General features: G+C 63.8%; 17 protein-coding genes, 2 rRNA genes and 4 pseudogenes. 15 read left to right on the top strand and 8 right to left on the bottom strand.

What is annotated here, in order from left to right:
• The first annotated feature begins 115 nt into the window (after positions 1 to 115).
• Positions 116 to 2,995: ribosomal RNA gene (locus BTH_RS26950) — 23S ribosomal RNA — on the top strand.
• 117 nt (positions 2,996 to 3,112) lie between these two features.
• Positions 3,113 to 3,226, top strand: a 5S ribosomal RNA gene (rrf, locus tag BTH_RS26945).
• Between the two features lie 257 nt (positions 3,227 to 3,483).
• Here the strand turns inward: rrf and BTH_RS26940 are convergent.
• From BTH_RS26940 to tnpA, 5 genes and pseudogenes are all read right to left on the bottom strand, one after another.
• Positions 3,484 to 3,720, bottom strand: a pseudogene (locus BTH_RS26940) (transposase domain-containing protein); the annotation flags it as partial.
• A gap of 41 nt (positions 3,721 to 3,761) precedes the next feature.
• Positions 3,762 to 5,030, bottom strand: coding sequence for an IS256 family transposase (locus BTH_RS26935; RefSeq protein ID WP_011402527.1), 1,269 nt, complete (start codon positions 5,028 to 5,030; stop codon positions 3,762 to 3,764).
• A gap of 58 nt (positions 5,031 to 5,088) precedes the next feature.
• Positions 5,089 to 5,478: pseudogene (locus BTH_RS32415) on the bottom strand (transposase); the annotation flags it as partial.
• Positions 5,433 to 5,759 carry an IS66 family insertion sequence element accessory protein TnpB gene (gene tnpB / locus BTH_RS26930; protein WP_009892112.1) on the bottom strand — a complete coding sequence of 109 codons (327 nt, stop codon included), beginning with the start codon at positions 5,757 to 5,759 and terminating at the stop codon, positions 5,433 to 5,435. The gene tnpB and the pseudogene BTH_RS32415, both read right to left, overlap by 46 nt.
• Positions 5,756 to 6,163 (bottom strand): IS66-like element accessory protein TnpA, encoded by a 408-nt coding sequence (tnpA, locus tag BTH_RS26925; protein ID WP_009888727.1) that lies wholly within the window; start codon positions 6,161 to 6,163, stop codon positions 5,756 to 5,758. The genes tnpB and tnpA overlap by 4 nt, the downstream gene beginning before the upstream one ends.
• A gap of 147 nt (positions 6,164 to 6,310) precedes the next feature.
• Here tnpA and BTH_RS34055 point away from each other — a divergent pair.
• A pseudogene (locus tag BTH_RS34055) lies at positions 6,311 to 6,454 on the top strand (integrase core domain-containing protein); the annotation flags it as partial.
• Positions 6,455 to 6,766: 312 nt separating this feature from the next.
• Complete coding sequence (locus tag BTH_RS26920) at positions 6,767 to 8,617, top strand: M24 family metallopeptidase (protein ID WP_009892110.1); 1,851 nt, start codon at positions 6,767 to 6,769, stop codon at positions 8,615 to 8,617.
• Positions 8,618 to 8,747: 130 nt separating this feature from the next.
• On the opposite strand, the gene BTH_RS26915 is transcribed toward BTH_RS26920, so the two are convergent.
• Positions 8,748 to 9,821, bottom strand: coding sequence for a fatty acid desaturase (locus BTH_RS26915; protein ID WP_009892109.1), 1,074 nt, complete (start codon positions 9,819 to 9,821; stop codon positions 8,748 to 8,750).
• A 186-nt stretch (positions 9,822 to 10,007) separates the two neighbouring features.
• On the opposite strand from BTH_RS26915, the gene BTH_RS26910 reads away from it, so the two are divergent.
• The 3 genes from BTH_RS26910 to BTH_RS26895 all read left to right on the top strand — a co-directional run bounded on the left by BTH_RS26910 (position 10,008) and on the right by BTH_RS26895 (position 13,630).
• Entirely contained in the window at positions 10,008 to 11,051 is a 1,044-nt protein-coding gene (locus BTH_RS26910) for an AraC family transcriptional regulator (RefSeq protein WP_009892108.1), read from the top strand.
• Between the two features lie 297 nt (positions 11,052 to 11,348).
• Positions 11,349 to 12,623: a phosphoglycerate dehydrogenase gene (gene serA / locus BTH_RS26905; RefSeq protein ID WP_009892107.1), complete on the top strand. Its 1,275-nt coding sequence runs from the start codon at positions 11,349 to 11,351 to the stop codon at positions 12,621 to 12,623.
• A 389-nt stretch (positions 12,624 to 13,012) separates the two neighbouring features.
• Entirely contained in the window at positions 13,013 to 13,630 is a 618-nt protein-coding gene (locus BTH_RS26895) for a transposase (protein ID WP_099005206.1), read from the top strand.
• A gap of 156 nt (positions 13,631 to 13,786) precedes the next feature.
• On the opposite strand, the pseudogene BTH_RS26890 reads toward BTH_RS26895, so the two are convergent.
• Positions 13,787 to 14,306: pseudogene (locus BTH_RS26890) on the bottom strand (sulfonate ABC transporter substrate-binding protein); the annotation flags it as partial.
• 499 nt (positions 14,307 to 14,805) lie between these two features.
• Between BTH_RS26890 and BTH_RS26885 the strand changes: the two are divergent.
• From BTH_RS26885 to BTH_RS26850, 8 genes are all read left to right on the top strand, one after another.
• The gene (locus BTH_RS26885; RefSeq protein ID WP_009892096.1) at positions 14,806 to 16,533 is read left to right on the top strand and encodes a sensor histidine kinase; all 1,728 of its coding nucleotides are present in this window, start codon (positions 14,806 to 14,808) and stop codon (positions 16,531 to 16,533) included.
• Between the two features lie 375 nt (positions 16,534 to 16,908).
• Positions 16,909 to 18,153 carry an aspartyl protease family protein gene (locus BTH_RS26880; RefSeq protein WP_009909880.1) on the top strand — a complete coding sequence of 415 codons (1,245 nt, stop codon included), beginning with the start codon at positions 16,909 to 16,911 and terminating at the stop codon, positions 18,151 to 18,153.
• 413 nt (positions 18,154 to 18,566) lie between these two features.
• Positions 18,567 to 19,283, top strand: a complete 717-nt coding sequence (locus BTH_RS26875; protein WP_011402521.1) for a c-type cytochrome — start codon at positions 18,567 to 18,569, stop codon at positions 19,281 to 19,283.
• Complete coding sequence (locus BTH_RS26870; protein ID WP_009892090.1) at positions 19,283 to 20,575, top strand: c-type cytochrome; 1,293 nt, start codon at positions 19,283 to 19,285, stop codon at positions 20,573 to 20,575. Before BTH_RS26875 ends, BTH_RS26870 begins: the two co-directional genes overlap by 1 nt.
• 7 nt (positions 20,576 to 20,582) lie before the next feature.
• Positions 20,583 to 20,765, top strand: a complete 183-nt coding sequence (locus BTH_RS26865) for a hypothetical protein (RefSeq protein ID WP_004526488.1) — start codon at positions 20,583 to 20,585, stop codon at positions 20,763 to 20,765.
• A 27-nt stretch (positions 20,766 to 20,792) separates the two neighbouring features.
• Positions 20,793 to 21,350, top strand: a complete 558-nt coding sequence (locus BTH_RS26860) for a cytochrome c oxidase subunit II (protein WP_009906247.1) — start codon at positions 20,793 to 20,795, stop codon at positions 21,348 to 21,350.
• A complete protein-coding gene (locus BTH_RS26855) occupies positions 21,337 to 22,962 on the top strand; it encodes a b(o/a)3-type cytochrome-c oxidase subunit 1 (RefSeq protein ID WP_009909877.1) in 1,626 nt (541 codons plus the stop codon). The genes BTH_RS26860 and BTH_RS26855 overlap by 14 nt, the downstream gene beginning before the upstream one ends.
• Positions 22,959 to 23,747, top strand: a complete 789-nt coding sequence (locus tag BTH_RS26850; protein ID WP_009892073.1) for a c-type cytochrome — start codon at positions 22,959 to 22,961, stop codon at positions 23,745 to 23,747. Before BTH_RS26855 ends, BTH_RS26850 begins: the two co-directional genes overlap by 4 nt.
• Positions 23,748 to 24,039: 292 nt before the next feature.
• Here the strand turns inward: BTH_RS26850 and BTH_RS26845 are convergent, their stop codons facing one another.
• Positions 24,040 to 25,494, bottom strand: a complete 1,455-nt coding sequence (locus BTH_RS26845) for an HDOD domain-containing protein (RefSeq protein ID WP_009892071.1) — start codon at positions 25,492 to 25,494, stop codon at positions 24,040 to 24,042.

Below are 25,494 nucleotides of genomic sequence, written 5' to 3'. Positions count from 1 at the left end.
TCGGCTCGATTTTGGAATACGGCACAACGCGAGAACTCAACCTGTAGCGTACTGTGTATCGGATCATCGTAAGCGCTCAAGCGCTAACGATGATCGAGAGACAGACTCGTTATAGGGTCAAGCGAACAAGTGCATGTGGTGGATGCCTTGGCGATCACAGGCGATGAAGGACGCGGTAGCCTGCGAAAAGCTACGGGGAGCTGGCAAACGAGCTTTGATCCGTAGATGTCCGAATGGGGAAACCCACTCCGAATGGAGTATCCATAGCTGAATACATAGGCTATGTGAGGCGAACGCGGTGAACTGAAACATCTAAGTAACCGCAGGAAAAGAAATCAACCGAGATTCCCAAAGTAGTGGCGAGCGAAATGGGAAGAGCCTGTACTCTTTATTTGTATTGTTAGCCGAACGCTCTGGAAAGTGCGGCCATAGCAGGTGATAGCCCTGTAGGCGAAAACAGTATGAAAGAACTAGGTGTACGACAAGTAGGGCGGGACACGTGAAATCCTGTCTGAAGATGGGGGGACCATCCTCCAAGGCTAAATACTCGTGATCGACCGATAGTGAACCAGTACCGTGAGGGAAAGGCGAAAAGAACCCCGGGAGGGGAGTGAAATAGATCCTGAAACCGCATGCATACAAACAGTCGGAGCCTCGAAAGGGGTGACGGCGTACCTTTTGTATAATGGGTCAGCGACTTACGTTCAGTAGCAAGCTTAACCGAATAGGGCAGGCGTAGCGAAAGCGAGTCCGAATAGGGCGTTCAGTTGCTGGGCGTAGACCCGAAACCAGGTGATCTATCCATGGCCAGGATGAAGGTGCGGTAACACGTACTGGAGGTCCGAACCCACTAACGTTGAAAAGTTAGGGGATGAGCTGTGGATAGGGGTGAAAGGCTAAACAAACCTGGAAATAGCTGGTTCTCTCCGAAAACTATTTAGGTAGTGCCTCGTGTCTCACCTTCGGGGGTAGAGCACTGTCATGGTTGGGGGGTCTATTGCAGATTACCCCGCCATAGCAAACTCCGAATACCGAAGAGTGCAATCACGGGAGACAGACATCGGGTGCTAACGTCCGGTGTCAAGAGGGAAACAACCCAGACCGCCAGCTAAGGTCCCCAAATATGGCTAAGTGGGAAACGAAGTGGGAAGGCTAAAACAGTCAGGAGGTTGGCTTAGAAGCAGCCACCCTTTAAAGAAAGCGTAATAGCTCACTGATCGAGTCGTCCTGCGCGGAAGATGTAACGGGGCTAAGCCATATACCGAAGCTGCGGATGCGTGCTTGCACGCATGGTAGGAGAGCGTTCCGTAAGCCTGCGAAGGTGCCTTGTAAAGGGTGCTGGAGGTATCGGAAGTGCGAATGCTGACATGAGTAGCGATAAAGGGGGTGAAAGGCCCCCTCGCCGTAAGCCCAAGGTTTCCTACGCAACGTTCATCGGCGTAGGGTGAGTCGGCCCCTAAGGCGAGGCAGAAATGCGTAGCTGATGGGAAGCAGGTCAATATTCCTGCACCATTGTTAGATGCGATGGGGGGACGGATCGCGGAAGGTTGTCCGGGTGTTGGAAGTCCCGGTCGCTGCATTGGAGAAGGCGCTTAGGCAAATCCGGGCGCAGGATTCAAGGGTGTGGCGCGAGCTCCTTCGGGAGCGAAGCAATTGGAAGTGGTTCCAAGAAAAGCCTCTAAGCTTCAGTCTAACGATGACCGTACCGCAAACCGACACAGGTGGGCGAGATGAGTATTCTAAGGCGCTTGAGAGAACTCGGGAGAAGGAACTCGGCAAATTGGTACCGTAACTTCGGGATAAGGTACGCCCTGGTAGCTTGACTGGCCTGCGCCAGGAGGGTGAAGGGGTTGCAATAAACTGGTGGCTGCGACTGTTTAATAAAAACACAGCACTCTGCAAACACGAAAGTGGACGTATAGGGTGTGACGCCTGCCCGGTGCCGGAAGATTAAATGATGGGGTGCAAGCTCTTGATTGAAGTCCCGGTAAACGGCGGCCGTAACTATAACGGTCCTAAGGTAGCGAAATTCCTTGTCGGGTAAGTTCCGACCTGCACGAATGGCGTAACGATGGCCACACTGTCTCCTCCCGAGACTCAGCGAAGTTGAAGTGTTTGTGATGATGCAATCTACCCGCGGCTAGACGGAAAGACCCCATGAACCTTTACTGTAGCTTTGCATTGGACTTTGAACCGATCTGTGTAGGATAGGTGGGAGGCTATGAAACCGGAACGCTAGTTTCGGTGGAGCCGTCCTTGAAATACCACCCTGGTTTGTTTGAGGTTCTAACCTTGGCCCGTGATCCGGGTCGGGGACAGTGCATGGTAGGCAGTTTGACTGGGGCGGTCTCCTCCCAAAGCGTAACGGAGGAGTACGAAGGTACGCTAGGTACGGTCGGAAATCGTGCTGATAGTGCAATGGCATAAGCGTGCTTAACTGCGAGACCGACAAGTCGAGCAGGTGCGAAAGCAGGTCATAGTGATCCGGTGGTTCTGTATGGAAGGGCCATCGCTCAACGGATAAAAGGTACTCTGGGGATAACAGGCTGATACCGCCCAAGAGTTCATATCGACGGCGGTGTTTGGCACCTCGATGTCGGCTCATCTCATCCTGGGGCTGTAGCCGGTCCCAAGGGTATGGCTGTTCGCCATTTAAAGAGGTACGTGAGCTGGGTTTAAAACGTCGTGAGACAGTTTGGTCCCTATCTGCCGTGGGCGTTGGAAGTTTGAAGGGGGCTGCTCCTAGTACGAGAGGACCGGAGTGGACGAACCTCTGGTGTACCGGTTGTGACGCCAGTCGCATCGCCGGGTAGCTATGTTCGGAAGAGATAACCGCTGAAAGCATCTAAGCGGGAAACTCGCCTTAAGATGAGACTTCCCCGGGGACTTGATCCCCTTGAAGGGTCGTTCGAGACCAGGACGTTGATAGGTCGGGTGTGTAAGCGCAGTAATGCGTTCAGCTAACCGATACTAATTGCCCGTAAGGCTTGATCCTATAACAAGTCTGCCTTGCCAGATCTTGTTGATTCTCGTGTGCGATACACACAACCCAATATTACTGCTTCTTCCCAGATTGGTTCTGTTGGCCTGCCCAGCAGAACATCCCTCTTTGCCTGATGACCATAGCGAGTCGGTCCCACCCCTTCCCATCCCGAACAGGACCGTGAAACGACTCTACGCCGATGATAGTGCGGATTGCCCGTGTGAAAGTAGGTAATCGTCAGGCTCCCCTTGCCAAAACCCCCGCCCAACCAGGCGGGGGTTTTGCTTTTTATCCCCACCCACCACACCCCTCTCATCCCTCTGCCGACGCCACCTCCATACCGCCCCGTAAGCGAGTCGCCGGTACCGTCTCGACGGTGTGAATGAATGTTGCCAGAGTAGGCCCCACCACGGCGAGTAGCGGGGACCACAGTGTCAACAGAAGCACCGAAGAGAACGTAAGCGTGTCGGCAGCGCCGTCTTGACGACGGGATCTTGATGTCAGCTGTCGTCGCGGAGTTGATCAGCTATGGCCCACGGCATGAGCTGATCGACACGATTGATTGCGTGATCAGCAATGCGGGCAAGGACGAAGCGCAGATACGCCTCGGGATCGATGCCGTTGAGCTTCGCCGTTCCGATGAGGCTATAGATCGCGGCAGCGCGCTCGCCGCCGGAGTCGGCACCGGCGAACAGGTAATTCCGCCTCCCGATGGCCACTCCACGCAACGCTCGCTGGACGTGTCAGGAATTTCGTGTGCTGAGGCCGGTTAAAGGTCTCAGTTGATGGCGGAGGTGAATCGCTCGCCGAACAGAATGGCGAACTGATTAACTGCTTGCCGCCAAGTGATAGGCGGCATCTTCCAATCCTTTTCGATGTTGCGCAAGGCCAGATACAGCAGTTTGCTGGCGGCTTCGTCGCTCGGGAAGTGGCCGCGGTTCTTGACGATCTTGCGCAACTGCATGTGCATGCTCTCGATAGCGTTTGTCGTATATACGATTCGACGCACCTCCGGCGGATAGGCAAAGAAGGGAATCACCTGTTCCCATTGGCGCTGCCACATGGCCGCGACGGTAGGGAATTTGCGGCCCCACTCGCTCTGCGCAAAGGCGTCGAGCGCCGCTGCCGCCGCCTCGGCCGTGGCGGCCTGGTAGATCGGCTTGATCGCGGCAGCCAGCGGCTTGCGATCCTTCCAGCTCGCCAGATTCAGCGAATTGCGGATCAGATGCACGATGCAGATCTGGATTTGGGCGGCCGGATAGACCGCCTCGATCGCTTCGGGGAAGCCGCGCAACCCATCGACCACCGCGATCAGGATGTCGTGCAAGCCGCGGTTCTTCAGCTCGTTGAAGACCTTCAGCCAGAACTTGGCGCCTTCGGTTTGCTCGATCCACAAACCCAGTACTTCCTTGCGGCCGTCGGCGCGGATGCCCAGCGCCAGATAGACCGCCTTGTTCTTGACCGTGCCTTCGTCGCGGATCTTCAGCCGCAGCGCGTCGAAGTACACAATCGGATACATGGCCTCGAGCGGGCGCTGCTGCCACTGTTCGACGTCGGCCAGCACCTCGTCGGTGACCGTCGAAATCAGGTCGGGCGACACCTGCAACCCGTACAGTTCCAGCAGATGGCCCTGAATCTCGCGAACGCTCATGCCGCGCGCATACATGCTGATCACGTGGTCGTCGAAGCCTGGCAGCCGGCGTTGGTACTTGCCAACCAACTGCGGCTCAAACGTCGCCTGTCGATCGCGCGGAATATCCAGCTTCAGTTCGCCGTTGGGCGTCAGGACCGTCTTGGCGCTGGTGCCGTTGCGGTGGTTACCGGCCCTGCCTTGCTCGGTCTCGGCTGCCAGATGGTGGCTCAACTCGGCCGCGAGCATGCGCTCGGCCAGTTGCTTCTTGAGCTGGCCGGCCAGCCCCGATTCGCCCAGGATCGACTCGGCATCCTTGCCCTGAACCTGGGCAAGCAACTGATCGATCAGCTCATCGGGAAACAGCTTTGGTGCCTTCGGATTCTTGCTCTTCTTGCTCACTGTTGCATCGGTCATAGGACGTTAGTTCCGTTATCGTCTCATGACCTCAGCACACTAAAAATCTGACAGGCTCCGCTCGCTCGACCGGCAGGTTATCGATCTCGAGTTGGCCGTCGTCGCAATAGCGTGTGAGCGCTTCCCATCGGTTCAGCGCATAGAGAATCGCCCGACTCGTATCGGATTTCTTTGAGAGTGTCTCCAGCGTGGCGGTGAGCCAGGCGTGAAGCTGACTGAGAAGCGGTCGGGCATGTGCTTCTCGATACGCACGACGCTCGTCGGGCGGTTTGCCGCGTATCGCGTCTTCGATCTTGTACAACGCACCGATACGCTCGAGCGCTTCGGTATTCAATGCGTTCGGGCGCGCAGCGTGTAGCTCATAGAACTGGCGTCGGGCATGCGCCCAGCAGGCAGCTTCCCTCACGCGTCCGGTCTCGTAGATAGCCTGGTACCTTCGAGCAGCATCGACAGTTGGGCTTGGCTCAGGCAGACAACGCCACCGTCGGCGCGTGGCCAAACGAATCGGCCCCGTTCCAGGCGTTTCATCAGAAGACACATGCCGTCGCCGCTCCACCACAGCACTTTGACCAGATCGCCGCGCTTGCCTCGGAACACGAACACGTGGCCGCTGAAGGGATCGCGTTCCAATACGGTCTGGACCTTCGCGGCCAAGCTGTTGAAGCCTGAACGCATATCAGTCACACCCGCGGCCAGCCAGACCTTTGTGCGGCTGGGCAGCCCGATCATGCTGCCGATTCCGGTGTGTTGCGCAACATGCGCAGCACCAGCCGCAACGTGCCCTCGTTGGGCGAGCCCTCGATCCGCACACGAGTGTTACCGACGTTGATCTCTATGGCGCCCATCGCGGCAGCGCCGATCACCGGCGTCGGCGCCACGGTCGCAGTCGGTCGCTCGATCTGTGGCGCTGGCGCTTCCAATGTGACCGGCAAAAATCCCACAGAATCGTATTCGCCGGCACGCAACGCGCGACGCCATTTGAATAACAAGTTCGTGTTCACCCCGTGTTCCATCGCCAGCCGCGCTACGGATACGCCCGGTTCGCAGGCCAGCTTGGCGAGTTTCCGTCGAAATTCGACGGGGTGATTAGGAATGCCTTTGCGTGAAGTTCTCTTCGGTGCTTCTGTTGACACTGTGGTCCCCGCTACTCGCCGTGGTGGGGCCTACTCTGGCAACATTCATTCACACCGTCGAGACGGTACCGGCGACTCGCTTACATACCGCCACGACAAGATCTGACGGAGCGACGCCTCCACCCCTCCTCAACATCCCAGTTCTTAGAATGGCTGCCGCCGTACCACTGGGACGACCTGGACCACGTGCAGCGTTTCGCAACCGACTGGATGTGGATTTACAATCACGACCGCCCGAACATGGCCTTGGGCGGATTTACGCCAAAACAGCGGCTGGCCATGGCCGCTTAGTTTCTACTTCTGAGCCCCGTGCAAAGCGGGGGGATTACCACTGAAAACCGGGGCCGCTCAAAAACGAACTCTACTAGGTTCTGGCTGGCCCGGTTTGCTGGGGGCAGGTCACTCCGTGAAGGCTCGGCAGTCAGATCCGCACGGAGCCTGATCGCAGGTCAACGCCGACTGACCGTTCCGACGGAAGGTTGCATTTATTTAAGTGAGGCAAAAATTTAAGCTTGACGCAACTTCTGTCGAAAGGTAATTTTTTCGGCAGCCGGCCGCCAGTAGGCGGCTGCGGGCGCTTATTGACATCAATCTGGACATCCGATGATCGACCGACTGAAATACAGCTTCACCGACCTCGCGCGATACGATGCATCGGTTGTCGACACGCACGCGGGCCTTTCGCATCTGATCGATGCGTTGCAACTCGACGCGCTAGTGGTCACGTCGCAGGACGAGTACATCTCGGAGTGGCTGCCGCGCTGCAATAATCCGCGCTACGCATTGTCCGGATTCGACGGGTCGGTCGGCTCGGGGGTGTTTTTGAGCGCGGCGGCTGCGAAGCGGATCGGCGTGCCGCAATTCGTGTTGTTCGTCGATGGTCGCTACCATCTGCAGGCGGAGAAACAGTGCGATCCGGTGCGCGTGCACGTCGAGAAACTGGGACTTAACGTCGCGATGTGGCCGGCGATCGGCGACTGGCTCGCGACGCACGCGGCCGACATCAAGCGTGTGGGCTACGACGCGCCGCGCCTGAGTGTCGCTCAGCGTGCGTGCTTGTTCGCGCAAACGCGGAGCGCCGGGTTGCAATGGACGAGCCTTGCCGACAGCGAAATCGACCAGGCGATCTCGCTGCCCGGCTGGCGCGTCGAGCGGCCGATTTTCGAATTGCCGCGCTCGGTAACGGGCGTCTCCATCGCGGAGAACGTCGCGACGCTCAACAAACGAATCGGCGAGCATCTCGGCGATCCGTGCGCGAAGGCCGCGTTCTTGAGCTGCGCAGCGGACGATCTGAGCTATCTGCTGAACAGCCGCGGCTACCACCTGCCGTATGTATCGTCGCATGTCGGCTTTCTGTTCGTCGTTGGCGATGCGGTCGCGCTGTTTCTGCCGGAAGGTTTTGATCGCTGTCCGGTGCAGGTCGACTCTTATCCGGCGCTGCACGTGATTCGTAACGATGCCGCCGCGCTCGAGCGCTTTCTTGCGCAATTCGACATCGAGTACGTGTGCTACGGCTTCGAAGCGGTCAATTGCGCGCTACCCGACGCGGTGCGCCGCGTGTGGCCCGTTGCCCGTCATGTCGACCACAACCCGGTCGAAGCAATGCGGGCGGCCAAGACGCCGGAGGTGCTCGGCCAGTTCCGCGATGCGTTCGCGCGCAGCTCCGACGCGATTGCCGAGGCGATGCGCTGGGCGAAAAAAGGCGAGCCCGGCAAGCGGCACTCCGAATTCGATCTCGCACGCGTGATCAGCGACGCATATGCCGCGCGTTCGGCGGTGGCGCTGAGCTTCACGACGGTTGCGGCGAACGGGGCGAACAGCGCGTCCGCGCACTATACGGCGGTGAGCCCCGACGTCGAGCTGACTGAAGGCGAACTGGTGCTGCTCGATAGCGGTGCCTACTTCGACGGCGGTTTCGCGACCGACTGCACGCGCGTCGTGTTGCGCCGAACGCGCGCCGATACGCAGCCGCAGCCGTGGCAACGCGAGATCTACACGGTCGCGCTGAAGGCGTGCATCAAGGGGCTCGTCACGCGTTTTCCGCAAACGGCAACGGGCGCGGATGTCGACGCCGTCGTGCGCGGCGTCTGCCGCGAGCATGGCTACGACTACAATCACGGCACCGGGCACGGAATCGGCATTCACGTGCACGAAGGCGGCGTGCGGTTCAACGTGGGTTCCCAATATGGCCTCGTGCCGAACGCCGTCATTTCGGTGGAGCCGGGTATCTATTTGCCGGGCAAGGGCGGTGTGCGCATCGAGAACATCGTCGTCATCCATCCAAGCGAACGAGAGCCGGGCAAGATGGAATTCGAGAACCTCGTGACCGTCGGCTACGACTGGGATCTGATCGATGTCGATTTGCTCACCGACGACGAGCGTGCCTATCTGCGCGACTATGAGCGATTGTGCGTCGAGCGGGGGACGAACGTAACGGATTGCCCGCTGCTGTAACCACGTACTTGGGTTGAGGCGCGGAGGCGCTGCGTGACGAAGCAAAACGCCGTCGAACGACGGCGTTTTGTTTGACCGTTCGACGCGCCGGGCGACGATCAAGCGTTGCTCGCGCCGTCGTCCGCGTGCGTCATGCGGCGCGCGTCTCGTTCCAGCGGTTCGCGCGTCGGAACGTGCCGATGTCGTTGAAGCGCACGCCGACCGCGCGCATTGCCGCGTGTGCCCGCTTCGCGGTCAATTGGCGAATGTAGAACGGATCGCGCACGACGAAGTGATGAATTGCATGCGTGCTACCGAAGTTGAAGCAGAACAGCTGCGCCGGGATCAGCCACCACGGATTCAGCACTTGCGTCTGTTGAATCACGTTGCGCGAATCGATATCGCCGTAGTAGTGCATGTTCGAGCTGATGAAGTTGATGCAGAAGCTGCGCACGAAGTTCGGCCCGAGCCAGGTCACCGCGAGGAAGTCGACGACATGCATCGCCTGCTGGACGAGCATCGGCACGTCGGGCTGGTAGCCGAGCGCGTGCAGTGCGAGGAGTCCGACGTGGTAGGCGATGAACGCATGCCACAGCACGTAGTAGACGTGGCCGATCGGCATGTACGACATCAACTGCTCGATGCGCAGGCGCACGCGGTCGCCGCGTTCCTGCGCGGGTTGCGCAGCGACGTACTGCAGCACTTTGCGGCGCATGCCGAGCGGGCGCAGCGCGACGGCGAGCATGCCGTCGGCAAGCATCAGCAGACGCTTCAGGCCCCAGCGCTCGCCATTGGTGATTCCGTATTCCTCGAGATCGGATTCGCCGCCCGACACCTTGTGATGATGCAGATGCATCCGGCGACGCGTCCACGGATTGATCGTGCCCGGCCGGGTGAGCCAGCAGAGCGTCATCATCACGTGGTAGGCCCACGGCGTCTTCTTGAAGTACATCAAATGGATCAGGTCGTGCTCGAGTTCGTGGATCAGCGACGTCGCGAGCGTCGCGATCGGCAGCGCGACGTACCACGCGATCATGCCCGTCGCGTATAGATACGCGCTGCCGAGCAGCGTGGCGACGCACAGCGCCATCACGGTCGCGCCGATCAGATTCTGATTGTCGAGCAGCGGGTATTTCGCGCGCAGCGCGTCGCTCGCGGCATTGACCTCGTTGCGGACGTACGCGACCTTTTCCGCGTCATTCTTGAAGCGCAAAGTCTTGTTCATTGTTTGAATCCATATCCCTGAAATCGGCGGTTTGCCGATGAGGCCATCTTAGAGCGGTCAGCGCGCTTGCCGTGAGAGCCGGTCGTGCCAAAGAGCGAGTCATTTGAGGCCAATTTGCGGGGCGGCGAAGTGTCATATCAGGCCATCTGTCGCTATAATCGATCGGTCACCGCTCGGAGTCGAAGCATGGCCATGTCCGTTCCGGACCCCACGAGGCAATTGAACAAGGCGAGCGTATCGTCGGCGTACGCGCTCTTCATGCTGATGCTGGCGGAAGAGCGCGGCATCGCCGGCGCCGACTTGCTCGCGAACACGGGCGTCACGCGTTCGAAGCTAGAGGAGCCGGACGCGCGTATCACGCCGCTGCAGCAGGCGGCAATCGTCTTCAATTTGCTCGGGATGACGAACGATCCGTCGATCGCGATCGAGATCGGCTTGCGCAGCAGCCTGACGAAGTCGGGGCTGATCGGCTTCGGCCTGATGAGCTGCGCCACGCTCGGCGAGGCGATCCAGCTCGGCATTCGGTATCTGCCGACGCGCGTGCCGTTCTTTTCGGTGCGGCTCACGGAACTCGAGCACACGGTGCAGATCGACATCCTTGAAGCGTTTCCGCTCGGCAGGCTACGGCAGTTCGCCGTCGAGAACTTCATGGTCGAGACGGCGATCTTGTTCAACTCGCTGTTGACGCCCTCGCATGACAAGACGATGAAGGCGAACGCCGAACTCTGCTTCGAGTGGCCCGAGCCGCCTTATTTCGCGCGCTATCGCGACCGTCTGCCGCGCTGTCATTTCGGTGCGCCCGCCAACCAGATTCGCTGCGAAGCCGCGCTGCTCGACGAGCCGATCAGGACTGCGAACGCGCACACGGCGCAGATGATCGTCCAGCAGTGCGAAGCGGAACTCGCGCGGCTCGGCTATGCGGAGAGCATCGTCGAGCGCGTGCGTAATCTGCTGATTCGCGGCAACAACGGCTATCCGTCGCTCGACGCGCTCGCGCGCGAATTGCATCTCTCCGAGCGCACGCTCAAACGCAAGCTGAGCGACTATGGCGCGACGTATTCGGCGCTGCTCGATGAGATCCGGCTGCGCGACGCGCTGCGTCTGCTAGAGGGGACGCATCTGACGGTCGAGGAGATTGCGGCACGCGTCGGCTATACGGATCGGGCCAACTTCAGCCGCGCGTTCCGGCGCTGGACGGGCACGTCGCCGAGCAGCCGGCGCCGGGCCTGACGCGCCCGCGCGATTGCGCGGCACATTGGGCGCTGCGGATCGATCAGTCGAGTCGCGCGATGCGCCTGCCGAGCGCGCAACACGCATCGCGGGTACACCTGCTGGCAACAGGGATGTTCGCATGCGCCGACGCGATTTTGCGACACTACGCGGGCATTCCTTCAGCGATATCAAGTCGCAATTCCCCACGCACAGTAGGTCATGCCGGCCGGCTTGTGTCGAGCATCCGCCAGGCATACGATTTTTGAACGGTGACGCGACATGCGTCGCGTGCCGTGCGATCGGCGCGAACGCCGCATGGCGACGTGCGCGCACCGCGCCGGGATTTCCGGCTTCCGCTACGATTCGACCACCACGCTAGGTAACATGACTTCCGTTCTCCTCCTCGAAAACATTCACGACAGCGCGTCCCGGCATTTCGCCGACGCGAATGTCGACATCGAGCGGCGCAAGGGCGCGCTCGCCGGCGACGAGCTTCAGCGCGCGCTGCTGCAGCATCAATTGATCGGCATTCGCTCCGCGACGCATCTGACGCGCAACGAGATCGACGCCGCGCGTCATCTGCTCGCGATCGGGTGTTTCTGCATCGGCACGTCGCAGGTCGATTTGTCGGCTGCCGCGCATCACGGCATTCCGGTGTTCAACGCGCCGTTCTCGAATACGCGGTCGGTCGCGGAGCTCGTGATCGCCGAGGCGATCCTGTTGCTGAGGCGCGTGCCGGAGAAGAGTGTCCTCGCGCATGCGGGGGAATGGGCGAAAGGTGCGGGCGGATCGTTCGAGGCGCGCGGCAAGACGATCGCGATCGTCGGCTACGGCAACATCGGCGCGCAAGTCGGCGTGCTTGCCGAGGCGCTCGGCATGAAGGTCGTCTATTACGACGTGCAGGCGAAGCTGTCGCTCGGTTCCGCGCGGCCGGCGCGTTCGCTGGGCGAAGCGATCGCGCTCGCGGACGTCGTCACGCTGCACGTGCCCGCAACCGCGACGACGCACAACATGATCGACGCGAGTGTCCTCGCGCAGTTCAAATCGAATGCGATCCTGATCAATGCGTCGCGCGGCACCGTCGTCGATATCGATGCGCTGCGCGATGCGCTCGTGCGGAAGCACCTGAGCGGTGCGGCGATCGACGTGTTTCCGCGCGAGCCGAAGAGCAACGCGGACCGCTTCGAATCCGTGCTGCAGGGGTTGCCGAACGTGATCCTGACGCCGCATATCGGCGGCAGCACGCAGGAAGCGCAGGAGAACATCGGCGCGGAGGTGTCGTCGAAGCTTGTCGCGTTCCTGACGCGCGGCGATACCGCGGGCGCCGTCAATTTCCCGCAGGTGAGCCCGGGCGATTGCACGTCGGCCGCGCGGCTCTTGAACGTGCACGGCAACGCGCCGGGCGTGCTCGCGGTGCTCAACACGCTGCTCGCGCAAGAGGGCGCGAATGTCGTAGCGCAGCATCTGCAAACGCGCGGCGATATCGGCTATGTGGTGACCGATCTCGACCGCGTGCCGTCCGACGCGTTTCTTGAAAAGCTGAGCGGCAACCGCGCATTTACTCGCAGCCGGCTGCTTCGCAGCGCATGATGCGCCGCGCGGGCCGCCGGCAAGCGGTTCGCGCGCGACGTGCGCCGCGCGCTTGATGCGCTGCCGCACCCTGTCGATTTTGACAGCGTTGGATTTCTCGCGGCCCGCGTGTAATATTGCGCACCAATTGAATCGTCCCGCGCCGACGGCGCTCGAACGGATCGCCGAATCCGGAGCGCGCGAACCAACATGTTCGCTCATCTGCGTCCCGCTGCGGAATCGATGATACCGACGACGAATCGCCGCAATGCGACGCGCGTCGCACAAGACGGAATCGAATCGGAATCCTGAGATTTACTTAGAACAACAATGTATTTATCCGGGGAAGGGGGTTCGTGTATCGTGCGGTTTTTCGCCCGCACGTTGTCGGTTGTCCATTCGGCGTCGGCGTGACGCCGCTTGCTGCGGCGTCGCGCGTGCACGCCTGCATTCCGAACGATTGCACGAAGCCCGCGCGGCGACGCTTGCGTTTGCCGCGGCTGACAGGCGTTTCATCGACGATGTGCAGCGCGTATGCGCTTTCGCCGATTTCTCCAAGAGGGCCGACGATGCAGTTCGAAGAATTGAGCGATGACGAATGGGCGCGCATCGAGGGATTGCTGGCCGCCCAGCCGGTGCGCAACACGCGCTGCGGCCGGCCGCGGGCACAGGCGCGCGCGGTCGCGAATGCGGTGCTGTGGGTGCTGGCGACCGGCGAATGCTGGGCCGCGTTGCCGCGCCGCTATCCGTCTTCGCCGACATGCCGCCGCCGTTTCGACGAATGGTCCGCTGATGGCACGCTTGCCGCGATCGTTGAACGGTTGCGCGGAGGCGGGCGGCGGGTCGAGCTGCGCGAGCGGACCGGCTCGATCGACGCGAAGCCCCATGCGCGGGCGCGTCGTCGGTTTCAACATAATGCGTTCTGGAGCAGTCCTGAGTCATGGTACGCGTCCGTCGTCGTCGGTGGCGCGATCGAGGCAGGCAGGGACGATCGCACGCCGGAACGCGGCGAGGGCAGCGCGAACTGACACGCGGCAATGCGTGTGAAGCGCGTCGCGCTTCACGGTACGTCGGCGAATCCGTTGCGGCGGTCGTGCCGTGACCGACTGTTCGAGGGCCGCCGAATCAGCCGGTCGAGGCGTCGGCGCTTTGCCCGGCGCGATTGCGATGCGAGCGCCTGCCTGTGCCGCTCGCCAGCGCGCGGGCGGTGACATCGATCGTGCGCGGAATCAGCTTGAGAGTCGAGAACGTATCGGCGATCTGCTGCTGATACGCGAGCGCCGCGTCGTCGATCGGTTACACGCCGTAGCTTGCACGCCTCAACGCGCGCGCGAGCGTTGTCGTATCGAGACCGACGAGCGGCGAGAGTCGCGCGGCGACCGTGGAGATATTCGCGCGCCAGCGATCGGCCGCGCCGACTTCGTCGAGCAGCGCGCGCACGCGCTGCGGCTCGGCTTCGGCGAACTTCCGGCTCGCGAGATGGTACCGCGTGTTGTTCACGAGCCCTTTGCCGTTTGCGATCGCGCGTGCGTTCGCCTGACGCTCGATCGCGGCAAGATAAGGATCCCCAATTACCCTGGCATCGACCCCGGTATCGACGCCGCGCCGCGCGAATGCCGCGCGCGCATCGGCGGGGGCGAGACAGACGGGCGCGATGTCGCGGTAATCGATCTTCTCGCGCCGCAGCGCATTGACGAGCCGATATTCGGTGCGCGCGATTGCGCCTCGCTTTCCCGCATTCTCTCCCTGGGCGGTACTCGAAGCGCGCCGAGGCCGTCATGTCGGGATCGGGGCTTCGACGCGAGCGTTTCTACGTCGACGTCGGCGTCGGCGTCGGCGTCGGCGTCCGAGGCGGGCGAGCCGAAACCGATGCGTCGACACGTGTGACGCGAGCGCCGCCGCTCGCTCCAACGTACGTCGCCCGAAACATTCCCGGCAACCGACCGCCGGCGGCGCACGGCCGGCTTCGTCAAAAGCTCGCGCCCATCTGCCGAATACCGCTGGCCGTCAGCCTGCAACCGGTTCTGCGCCGAGGTTTCGTTGTTGCGCCGCAACGGCACGCCCGTCGCTTCGCGCGGCCTGTGCGCGTGACCCCGATACACCGCCGCTTTTCACGAAGCAAGATCGATTTCATAATAGATGCGCTGTCCGGGAGCGCGCGGCATGTCCGAGCGTGCAAGCTTGCCGAATGAGGAGAACCGGAATGGGCGAGTTGGCGGACGAATCGAGAATCTTCCTGTCGACGCTGCAGCCTGAGCGCCGCGAGCGCCGGCTCGCGATGACGGCCGTGGCGCTCTCCGTGGTCCTGTTCGCGACGCTCGCACCATTCGTGCGCATCCAGATGCCGCAGGTGTGGGCGTTCATCCCGATCTACCAGTCGGCGATCGTGATCTGTGATCTCATCACGGCGGGCCTGCTGCTCGGTCAATTCGGCATTTTGCGCACCACGTCGCTCGTCGTGCTCGCCGGCGGCTATCTGTTCACGGCGTTCATGGCGAGCGTGCACATGCTCACGTTTCCCGGCCTGTTCCTGCCGAGCGGGTTGCTCGACGCGGGCCCGCAGACGACTGCGTGGCTCTACATGTTCTGGCACAGCGGCTTTCCGCTTTGCGTCGCCCTCTACACGCTCGTCAGTCGCCGCGAGCGAGGGGCGCCGCTCTATACGGGGCGGCTCGCGTTTCCCGTGGGCGTTTGCATCGGCACGGCGCTCGTCGCGACGGGCGTTTTCGCCGCGCTCGCGACGAGCGGCCGTGAGCTGTTGCCGGCGATCATGGACAATCATCACTACACGCCGCTCATGCGCGGCGTCGTGACGACCGTCTGGCTGATGACGCTCGGCGCGCTGATCCTGCTCGCATCGCGCCGGCCGCATTCGGTGCTCGATCTGTGGCTCATCGTCGTGCTGTGCGCGTGGCTGCTCGATATCGCGCTGTCGGCCGTTCTCAATCACGGGCGTTTCGATCTCGGCTTCTACGCGGGGCGCATCTACGGCCTCGTCGCGTCGAGCTTCGTGCTGCTCGCGCTGTTGCTCGAAAACGGCAAGCTGTACGCGCGCACGGTCCACGCGTTGCAGGGCGAGCGGATCGAGCGCCGGCGCGTGCAAGAGAAAACCGTCCGGTTGAACGAGGCGAACGAGCTGCTCGAGCAGCGCGTTGCCGAACGCACGAGCGAGTTGCAGACCGCGAACGACGAGCTGCGGCGGGAGATCGTTGAGCGCGAGCGCGCGGAGGAAGCGCTCGCCCGTTCGCGCGAAGAGTTGCGCGAGATCGCCGCGATCAGTTCGACCGCGCGCGAGCAGGAGCGCGGCCGGATCGCACGCGAGCTGCACGACGAGCTTGCGCAGACGCTCGCGATGCTGCGGCTCGATCTCGAACGCGTGTCGACGACGGGCAACGAGCTCGCCGGGCGCTTCACGGAGATGCGCGGGCTGCTTGACGGCGCGGTTGCGGCGACGCGCCGGATCGCGTCGGATCTGCGCCCGCTGATGCTCGACGATCTCGGGCTCGTGCCGGCCATCCAGTGGCTCGTGCAGGCGTTCCAGCAGCGGCACGGGATCGGCTGCACGCTGATCGTCGATCCGCCCGAGCTCGATCTCGTCGAGCCGCAGGCGAGCACGACGTTTCGCATCCTGCAGGAATCGCTGACGAATGTCGGGCGCCATGCTCGCGCATCGCATGTCGACATCCGGCTCATCGCCGACGATCGCGAGGTGATGCTGAGCGTGCGCGACAACGGCGTCGGCTTCGATACGGAGAACCCGCGCAAGCCGAATTCGTTCGGACTCGTCGGCCTGCGCGAGCGCGCGTACCTGGTGCAGGGCACGCTGTCGGTGCAGACGGCGCCGGGGCGGGGGACTGCGATCGAGGTCCACATCCCGCTCGTTCGGCCGCACGAATTGACCGTCCTGCAAAGCGGCGAGCTGCGCGAATGACGTGACGGCTTTGCGCATCGCGGCCGCCGCGCGCATCGGCGGCACGCGCCCGGGCCGGGCGGAGCGATCTTGCCGCCTCGCCTCGTCACCGGGCCGCGCGGCGGCGCTCGCGGGCATCCGGCGACGCACGGCCGCGCACGGCGCGATGCTTGCCTGTTGCAGGGGCATCGCATGCGCGCGGTTCTCCGCAAGCACGCGAACAAAAGTCGACAACGCTCGGCGGCGCGTTTCTATAGAATCGTCGATCCTTACATATCGGTTTCATCGAGCGGACATGCATCGGCCGCACGGCGCGGCACGCCGGCATCGGACGCGATGCCGTCGCCTCGCGCAATCGTCCGTTCGTCTTCACTTCGCATCACATATCCACGATCCATGGTTCGACACGCATTCGCTTCGACGCCGGCGCCGAGTCGCGCCGCCTTCGCCTTTCGCCGTCGCGGGCCGCGCGCGTTGGCGACCGCCGCGCTCGTCTGTGCCGCCGCGCTTCTCGCCGCGGGTTGCGGCGAACGCGCCGAGCCGCAGCGCGGCGGCGCGATGCCCGTGCTGAGCGTATCGTTCAGGCCGAAGAGCGGGTTCGTCGTGCCCGTCGCGATCGCGGGCAAGACTTATCGCTTTCTCGTCGACACGGGCGCGAGCCACACGGCGATCGACAATCGGCTCGCGCAGTCGATCACGCGGCCGTCGACCGACGATCAGATTCCGATCGCGTACCGGACGATGCTCGAAAAAGGCTTGACGACCGCGAACGGCGTGCTGCCGGGCGCGCGCGTGCGCCTGTGGCAGCCGCTGCCGATCGCGCTCGGCAGCTACGAAGTGCCGAGTTTCTATCCGTGGCTCGGTCTCGATCTATCGTTGCTGTCGCAGGTGCTGGGCACGCAGATCGACGGCATCGTCGGCATCGAGATCTTTCGCCAACTGAGCTGGGTCGCCGACAATCGCAGCGGCACGCTGACGGTCTGGCGCCATCCGCCCGCCGGGCAGCGCTTCGCGCATTGCGTGCCGTACCAGGACAGCTTCGGCCAATCGCCCGCCGTGAGCGTCGATTTTCGCGATCAGTGGACGATGTTCCGCTTCGATACCGGCGCGAGCTATTCGATCGCGTCGGCGCCGACGCTCGCGTACCTTGCGAGCCGCAAGGCCGCGACGCCGCTCGGCGGCACGGGGCCGAGCATGTCGGCCAACGGCGTCGGCCAATCGCGCGATCACTTCGTGAGCGGGCTGTCGTTCGACGGCCAGCCCGTCGGCCGCCTGCGCGTGGCCGAGGGCGGCGGCGACATGCTCGGGATGAACTTTCTCGCGCGGTTCGACCGCTACATGTTCGTGCCGAGCACGATGGAGTTCTGCTACGACGCGAGCCGCTTCACGCGGGACGATCCCCGGCCGCTGCGCACGATCGCGATCCGCTTCGTCGACGGCCGCGTCGAGCTCTTCCACAACCGGCCGGAGGATCTCGGCCGCTACGGCCTCGAGAACGGCGACGTGCTCGTCGAGATCGACGGCAAGCGCGTCGAAGCGTCGGCGATCGACGACGTGCGCGACCGATTGAACACCGCGCCCGCCGGCTCGCTCGATATCGCGATCGAGCGCGGTGGTTCGCGCCGCGCCGTGCGGATTTGACGCACGTCATGAACGGGGCCGCGCATGCGGCCGCGAGCGGTGTGTTTCACGCATCGCAACGTTGCTGCCACGCGCGTGATCGACGCGCGTAACGCATTGCCGCATAAGAGAAAAATCGAAACAACCCGCAGTGCGCCGTGAAACATTGCACTTTTGCCGCAACCAGCTAAATTCCAGAAAACATGAGATTTGCGGTCGTTCGGCCAATCGCCTATCAACACAAAGAAGTATTCGATTGACATGAATCAACGCAAAGCAACGGTGCTCATGAGATTTTCGCGACATTGAAAATTTGAACAACAAGTTCCCATGAGACCAATGAAAGCGATGGTGCCGCCGGCGTACCCGCTTACCCCACGAGCCGCAGGGGCGGCTCGCGTCGCTGGCGGGAACTGCACGCCTTCCCGGAGGGGATGACAGTGACCTCGAGACCCACCGCTGTACTTGCCGTGCTGTGCGGCTTGCTGAGCCAGACGGCGCTATCCCAGGAACCGCAGACCGAGCGCGCGCCGGACACGATGGAGGCGCGCGTGCTCGCATGCGCCGCCTGCCACGGCCGGCAGGGCGAGGGGACGTCGAACGACTACTTCCCGCGCCTGTCCGGCAAGCCCGCGGGCTATCTGTACAACCAACTCGTCGCGTTCCGCGACGGCCGGCGCAAGTACCCGCCGATGAACTACCTGCTCGCGTATCTGCCCGACGCGTACTTGCGCAAGATCGCCGATCACTTCGCGAGCCGGCGGCCGCCGTTCCCGGTGATCGCGGCGCCCGCCGTCGCGCCTGCGGTGCTCGAGCGGGGGCGGCAGCTCGTGAAGTCGGGCGACCCCGCGCACAAGATTCCCGCCTGCGCGTCGTGCCACGGCGCGTCGTTGACGGGCATGGAGCCCGCGATTCCGGGCCTGCTCGGCTTGCATGCCGAATACCTGAGCGCGCAGCTCGGCGCATGGCGCTACGGCACGCGCACATCGTATGCGCCCGACTGCATGCAGCAAGTCGCGTCGCGCCTCACCGACACGGACGTGACCGCCATCGCGGCATGGCTCGCTTCGCAGCCGGCGCCCGCGAACCCGTTGCCCGCCCCCGCGGGCTCGCTCGACATGCCGCTCGCATGCGGTAGCGAACCGCGTTAATGGAGGCCTCGGTGCACAAGCATTTGATCGTCAAATTCCGCAGCGCGTTCGCGAATGCCGCGCTCGGGCTGCTCGCGGCGACGTTCGCCGCATCCGCCGCACACGCGCAACCCGCCGCGGACGCGGCGACCATCAAGCGCGGCGAGTACCTCGCCCGCGCGGGCGACTGCGTCGCGTGCCACACGGTGCCGGGCGAGAAGCTGTTCGCGGGCGGCCGCGCGATGCCGACGCCGTTCGGCACGCTGTACTCGCCGAACATCACGCCCGACAACGACGCGGGCATCGGCAAATGGACGGCCGACGAGTTCTACACGATGATGCACACCGGCCGCTCGCGCGACGGCTCGCTGCTGTATCCGGCGATGCCGTTCGCTGCGTACACGAAGGTCACGCGCGCGGATTCGGACGCGATCTTCGCGTACCTGCGCTCGGTGCCGCCCGTGAAGCTCGCGAACCGGCCGCACGACATGCGTTTTCCGTACAACAACCGGCAGTTGCTGATCGGCTGGCGCACGCTGTACTTCAAGGAAGGCGAGTATCAGCCGGACCACACGAAATCGGCCGAATGGAACCGCGGCGCGTATCTCGTGCAGGGGCTCGGCCACTGCTCGATGTGCCACACCGCGATCAACGCGCTCGGCGGCAGCTCCGATTCGAACGCGTTCGAAGGCGGACTGATTCCGATGCAGGCGTGGTACGCGCCGTCGCTCACGTCGAACAGGGAGGCGGGGCTCGGCGACTGGAGCATCGCCGACATCACGGGCCTGCTGCAGGCGGGCGCGTCGCATCGCGGCGCGGTGTACGGGCCGATGGCGGAGGTCGTCTACGACAGCCTGCAGTATCTGTCGGACGACGACGTGCGCGCGATGTCCATCTACCTGAAGTCGCTGCCGCAGCGCGGCAACGGAGCCGAGTCCGCGCCGAGCACGACGATGGCGCCGTCGGAGCAGGCGCGCCTCTACAAGCTCGGCGCGAAGATCTACGACACGCAGTGCGCGAGCTGCCACGGCAAGACGGGGCGCGGCAAGACGCCGGCATTCCCGCCACTCGCGGGCAACCAGTCGATCCAGATGACGTCCGCGGTGAATCCGATCCGCATGGTGCTGAACGGCGGCTATGCGCCCGGCACCGCGAAGAATCCCGAGCCCTACGGCATGCCGCCTTTCGCCCAGTCGCTGTCGGACGACGAGGTGGCTGCCGTGACGACGTTCATCCGCACCGCCTGGGGCAACCGCGGCACGCCGGTCTCCGCGAAGGACGCCAACGCGCTGCGCTCCGCTCCGCTCTATTGAGGACATCATGAGCGACACTTCCCAACGACACGGGGGCGACCCCGAACCGCACGACGACGCGGTCGACGAGATCGTCCGGTCCGGTCCGCGCGGCGCGCTCGCGCTTGCCGGCACGGCGACCGCGATCGTGATCGCGCTGTGGTTCGCCTTTTACTTTCTCGTCTTCCTGCCTCGCGGCGTGATCCAATAACAAGCGGCTCCCATGTCCAAACAACCTATGCCAGACCGTCTCGACGGGGCGCAGCTCGCGGCCCGGATCGAGCGCAGGTGGGCGATCATGGCCGTCGGCCTGATGATCGTCCTCGTCGCCATGATGGTGTACACCGGCCTGCACTGGGCGATGATGCCGCCGTCCCGCGTCGAGACGATCGATCCGACGACCCTGCACGTTTCCGGCGAATTCGTCGAGAGCAACCTCGGCACCGCGCGCGAGCCGGACGGCTCGGTCACGGTGCGCGTGATCGGCCAGCAGTACTCGTTCACGCCGCAGTGCATCCTCGTGCCGGCGAACACGCCCGTCACGTTCCGCGCGACGAGCGCGGACGTCGTGCACGGCTTTCTCATCACCGACACCAACATCAACTCGATGCTCGAGCCGGGCTTCGTCTCGACGTTCAGGACGACCTTCAGCAAGCCGAAGGATCACCTGATGCCGTGCCACGAGTATTGCGGCACGGGCCACGAGGGGATGTGGGCGCACGTCAAGGTCATTGACCGTGCGGAATTCGACAAACTGGCGTCCAGCGCGCGGAGACTGAGCTGTGTTAAAGAATAATCGACTGGTGCTCGCCCATTTCTGGCTCGCGTTCGCGGTCTTCGGCGTCGCGCTGTTGCTCGGCGCGTGGCAGATGCTCGCGCGCAGCCCGCTGCTTCCCTGGCTCGGCAACCCCGAGCTCTACTATCGCTCGGTGACCGCGCACGGTTCCGTGATGGGTTATGTGTTTCCGACGCTGATCGCGATGGGCTTCGGCTACGCGATCAGCGAGCTCGCGCTCAAGATGCCGCTCGTCGGCCGCCGCTGGGCGTGGACGGGCTTCTGGCTGATCGCGCTCGGCTCGGTCGTCGCGATGACGCCCGTGTCGCTCGGCCTGTCGTCGGTGCTGTACACGTTCTATCCGCCGATGATCGGCAATCCGTTCTACTACCTCGGCGTCGTGCTCGTCGTCGTCGGCTCGTGGATCTGGGTCGGGCTGATGTCGGTGAACCTCTATGCGTGGAAGAAGGCCAATCCCGGCACGCCGATTCCGCTCGCGATGTTCGCGAACGTCGCGGGCGCGTATCTGTGGGGCTGGACCGCAGTCGGCGCCGCGATCGAGATCCTGTTCCAGATCCTGCCCGTCGCGGTCGGGCTCAAGTCGACGATCGACGCGGGCCTCGCGCGCGTGTTCTTCTCGTGGACGCTGCACGCGATCGTCTACTTCTGGCTGATCCCCGCGTACATCGCGTACTACACGCTCGTGCCGCGCGCGATCGGCGGCAAGCTGTACAGCGACGGAATGGCGCGCATCTCCTTCATTCTGTTCCTCGTCGGCGCGATGCCGATCGGCGTGCACCACCTGTTCGCCGATCCGCAGGTCGGCTCGGGCTTCAAGTTCCTGCAATCGGTGTTCACGGCGCTCGTCGCGGTGCCGACGCTCCTCACGGTGTTCACCGTGTGCGCGTCGGTCGAGATCGCCGCGCGCCTGCGCGGCGGCAAGGGCGCGTTCGGCTGGCTGCGCGCGCTGCCGTGGCATGAGCCGATGATGCTCGCCGTCGCGTTCTCGTTCGTGATGCTCGGCTTCGGCGGCGCGGGCGGGCTCATCAACATGAGCTACCAGCTCGATTCGACGATTCACAACACGCAGTGGATCACGGGGCACTTCCACCTGATCTTCGGCGGCGCCGTCGTCATCATGTACTTCGCGATCGCGTATGAGCTGTGGCCGCATCTGACCGGCCGCGCGCTCGGCAGCCTGCGCCTCGTGAAGACGCAGCTCTGGCTGTGGTTCATCGGCATGATCGTCACGACGTTCCCGTGGCACTACGTCGGCATCCTCGGCATGCCGCGCCGGATGGCCTATTACGACTACAGCGATCCGGCGCTCGCGCCGCAGGCGGCGTGGGTGATCATGTCGGTCGTCGGCGCGCTGATCCTCGTCGCGTCGGCCGTGCTGTTCTTCGTCGTGCTGATACGCAGCCATCGCGGCGAGAAGGTGACGCCGGCCGAGTTCACGTTCAGCTCGGCCGTTCACGAGCCGAGGACGCTGCCCGTCGCGCTCAACAGCTTCGGGCTGTGGATCGCGCTGATGATCGGCCTCACGGTCGTCAACTACGGCTATCCGATCGCGCAGTTGATGGCGCTCAAGCAACCGTCGGTGCCGGCGATCTACATGGGGGCGCAGCGATGAGCACGGAACGTCTGTTTTCGATTCGCAACCGCTGGTTTACGGTCAGCGTCGGGCTCACGCTGTTCGCGGTGATCGCGTCGGTGCTGATCGGCTTCGTCTGGCTGCCTTCGGTGCAGAAGGACGCGCAGTTCCAGGGCATCTGGAACGCGATCTGCAGCGCGGCCGGCGTGCCGCGCGCGTGGCTGCCGTCGCAGCAGGAGCCGGTGCCGTCGGCCGTCAAGACGAGCACGGTCGTCGTCACGCCGCAGATGATGGTAGGCGCGGACAGCCTGTCGATCGGCCGCGGCGCGACGCTCGCGATGCGCTGCACGATGTGCCACGGCGCGCGCGGGATGAGCGCTGCGAATTCGCCGAATCTCGCGGGCCAGTACGCGGCCGCCATCTACAAGCAGTTGAAGGACTTCCAGACGGGGGCGCGCACGAACGCGGTGATGGCGCCGATGGTCGCGAATCTGTCCGACCAGGACATGCGTGATCTCGCGGCGTTCTACTCGTATCTGCCCCGCGCCGTGACGCAGCTTGCCGCGACGCCGCCGAAGATCGTCGCGAACGGCGCGCCGATGCGCAACATCGCGCCGTGCGCGTCGTGCCACGGCGGGATGGACAACAAGGTCGGCGGGTCGCGCCTCGAGGGCGAGCCGGAGGTCTACATCAACGCGCAGTTGCAGGCGTTCGCGTCAGGCGCGCGGCACAACGACATCAGCGAGCAGATGCGCAACGTCGCGCGGCAGATGACGCCCGACGAAATCGCGGCGGCCGCGCGGTATTACGCGGGGCGGCCGTAGCGTGGCGCGGGTGCGGCCGTGGCGCGGCGCGGGCCATGAAGGTCGCGCCGCGCTGAAGCTCGGTGGAGGATGCCGGGCGATCGACCGCGCCGGCGCCAAAAAGAACGGCAAACGGGAAGGGGCCCGTTTGCCGTTTTTGTTGGGAATCGATCGGAGAGGGCGGCGCGTGCCGCGCTCGCGATCGTGTCGAACGCGGAACGGAACGCAGAACGCAGAACGCGGGCGCATCTTCTCGCTGCGTGCAGCGGCGTCGCCATGCATCACGCGATCGCGCCGCGCACGATCGCATGCGCTACCGGTCGTCGCCCTGCGCGCCGTGAAAGAACCGCCCCAGTTCGGCGGCGAGCTCGTTGAGCACGCCCATTTCCTGCTGCGTGATCTTGCGCGCCGGCTGGCCGAGCGCCCAGTCGCCGTAAAGCAACGCGACCGTGTTTCGCTCCGCGGCCACGGGCAGCAACAGGAACGCGCGCGCGTCGTCGAACGCATCCAGATACCACGCGGGCAGCCGCTTGACTATCTTCGGATCGCGCGCGTTCTCGATGAAGATGCCGACCGAGTTCGTGATCGCGAGATGAAACACGTCCGGCTCGAACGTCTCGTGAAAGCACAACCGTTCGAGCGCCGCGTCGACGCCCGGCCCGAAGCCGAGCCGCGCGGCGAACACGCCGTCTTCATGCCGCACGAACATCACGGTGCGCGTGAACGCGAGGCCCGCGAGCACGCTTTCGGACGCGAGCGCGAGCACCGGGCCGAGCACGTGTTCGGACGGCAGCGCGCGCAGGTCGGCGAGGCCCGCCTCGAGGCACGCCTGGGGCGTCGACGCGCCGCGCGCGATCTGGTCCGCGTTCGCGCGCAGCTCGACGATCTCGCGCATCACCGTGTCGCTCGTTTCCTCGCGCGACAGCGACGCGGCGATCTCGGCGAGCTCGTCCGCGCCGGTGCCGAGCACGCCGTGGAAGCGGTGCGCGAGCGCCGCGATGCGCGCGTCGCGTTGCTGCGCGTGCATCGACGTGAGCGCGGTCGCGACGTCGGTCGAGCAGTGGCTCACCGCGCGCAGCCACTGGACGTCGTGCGGCGCGCCGTCGTTCGCATCGAAGCGCGTCATGCCCGCGCGGATCAGCTCCGGCAGACGCCAGCGCGACGCCGCTTCGAGGCCGATCTCGTCGTAGCCGACGCCGAGCACCGCGCGGCAAGCGGCTTCGTCGTCGTCTTGCTCGGCCGCGCGCCGGCGGATTTCTTCCCATTCCGCGTCGAGATAGCAGACGACGAGCAGCTTGCCGACCTGCCGCATCAGCGTGCAGACGACCGCTTCCTCGCCCGCGCGAAGATCGACGTGCTCGGTTAGCTTGCGCGCGACGCAGCCCGACAGCAGCGCGCGGTTCAGTTCGAGTTTCGCGTCGATGCGGCGCGGCGCGCTGTGATGAAAGTGGTCGACGAGCTTGAGCCCGACGACGAGATGGCCGACGGCATCCATGCCGAGCACCATCAGCGCGCGCGTGACGGTTGTGATGTTGCCGCCGAACGCCATGTACATCGCCGAGTTCGCGAGCCGCAGCACCTTCTGCGTCAGCGCGAAATCCGACAGCACGACGCGCACGAGCGCGGTGAAGTCGAGATCGTCGTTCTTCATCGCGGCCATCGTCGCGCGCAGCGCGTCCGACAGCAGCGGGAAATCGCCGCGCTCGTTCATCCGGGCCCAGAGCTTGTCGAGCAGCGCCGTTCGCGGCAATTGTGCGGTGATTGGCAT

The organism is Burkholderia thailandensis E264, assembly GCF_000012365.1.
Classification (GTDB): domain Bacteria; phylum Pseudomonadota; class Gammaproteobacteria; order Burkholderiales; family Burkholderiaceae; genus Burkholderia; species Burkholderia thailandensis.
Note: the sequence above shows the minus strand (reverse complement) of the source record. Positions and strands in the feature narration are given on the sequence as shown.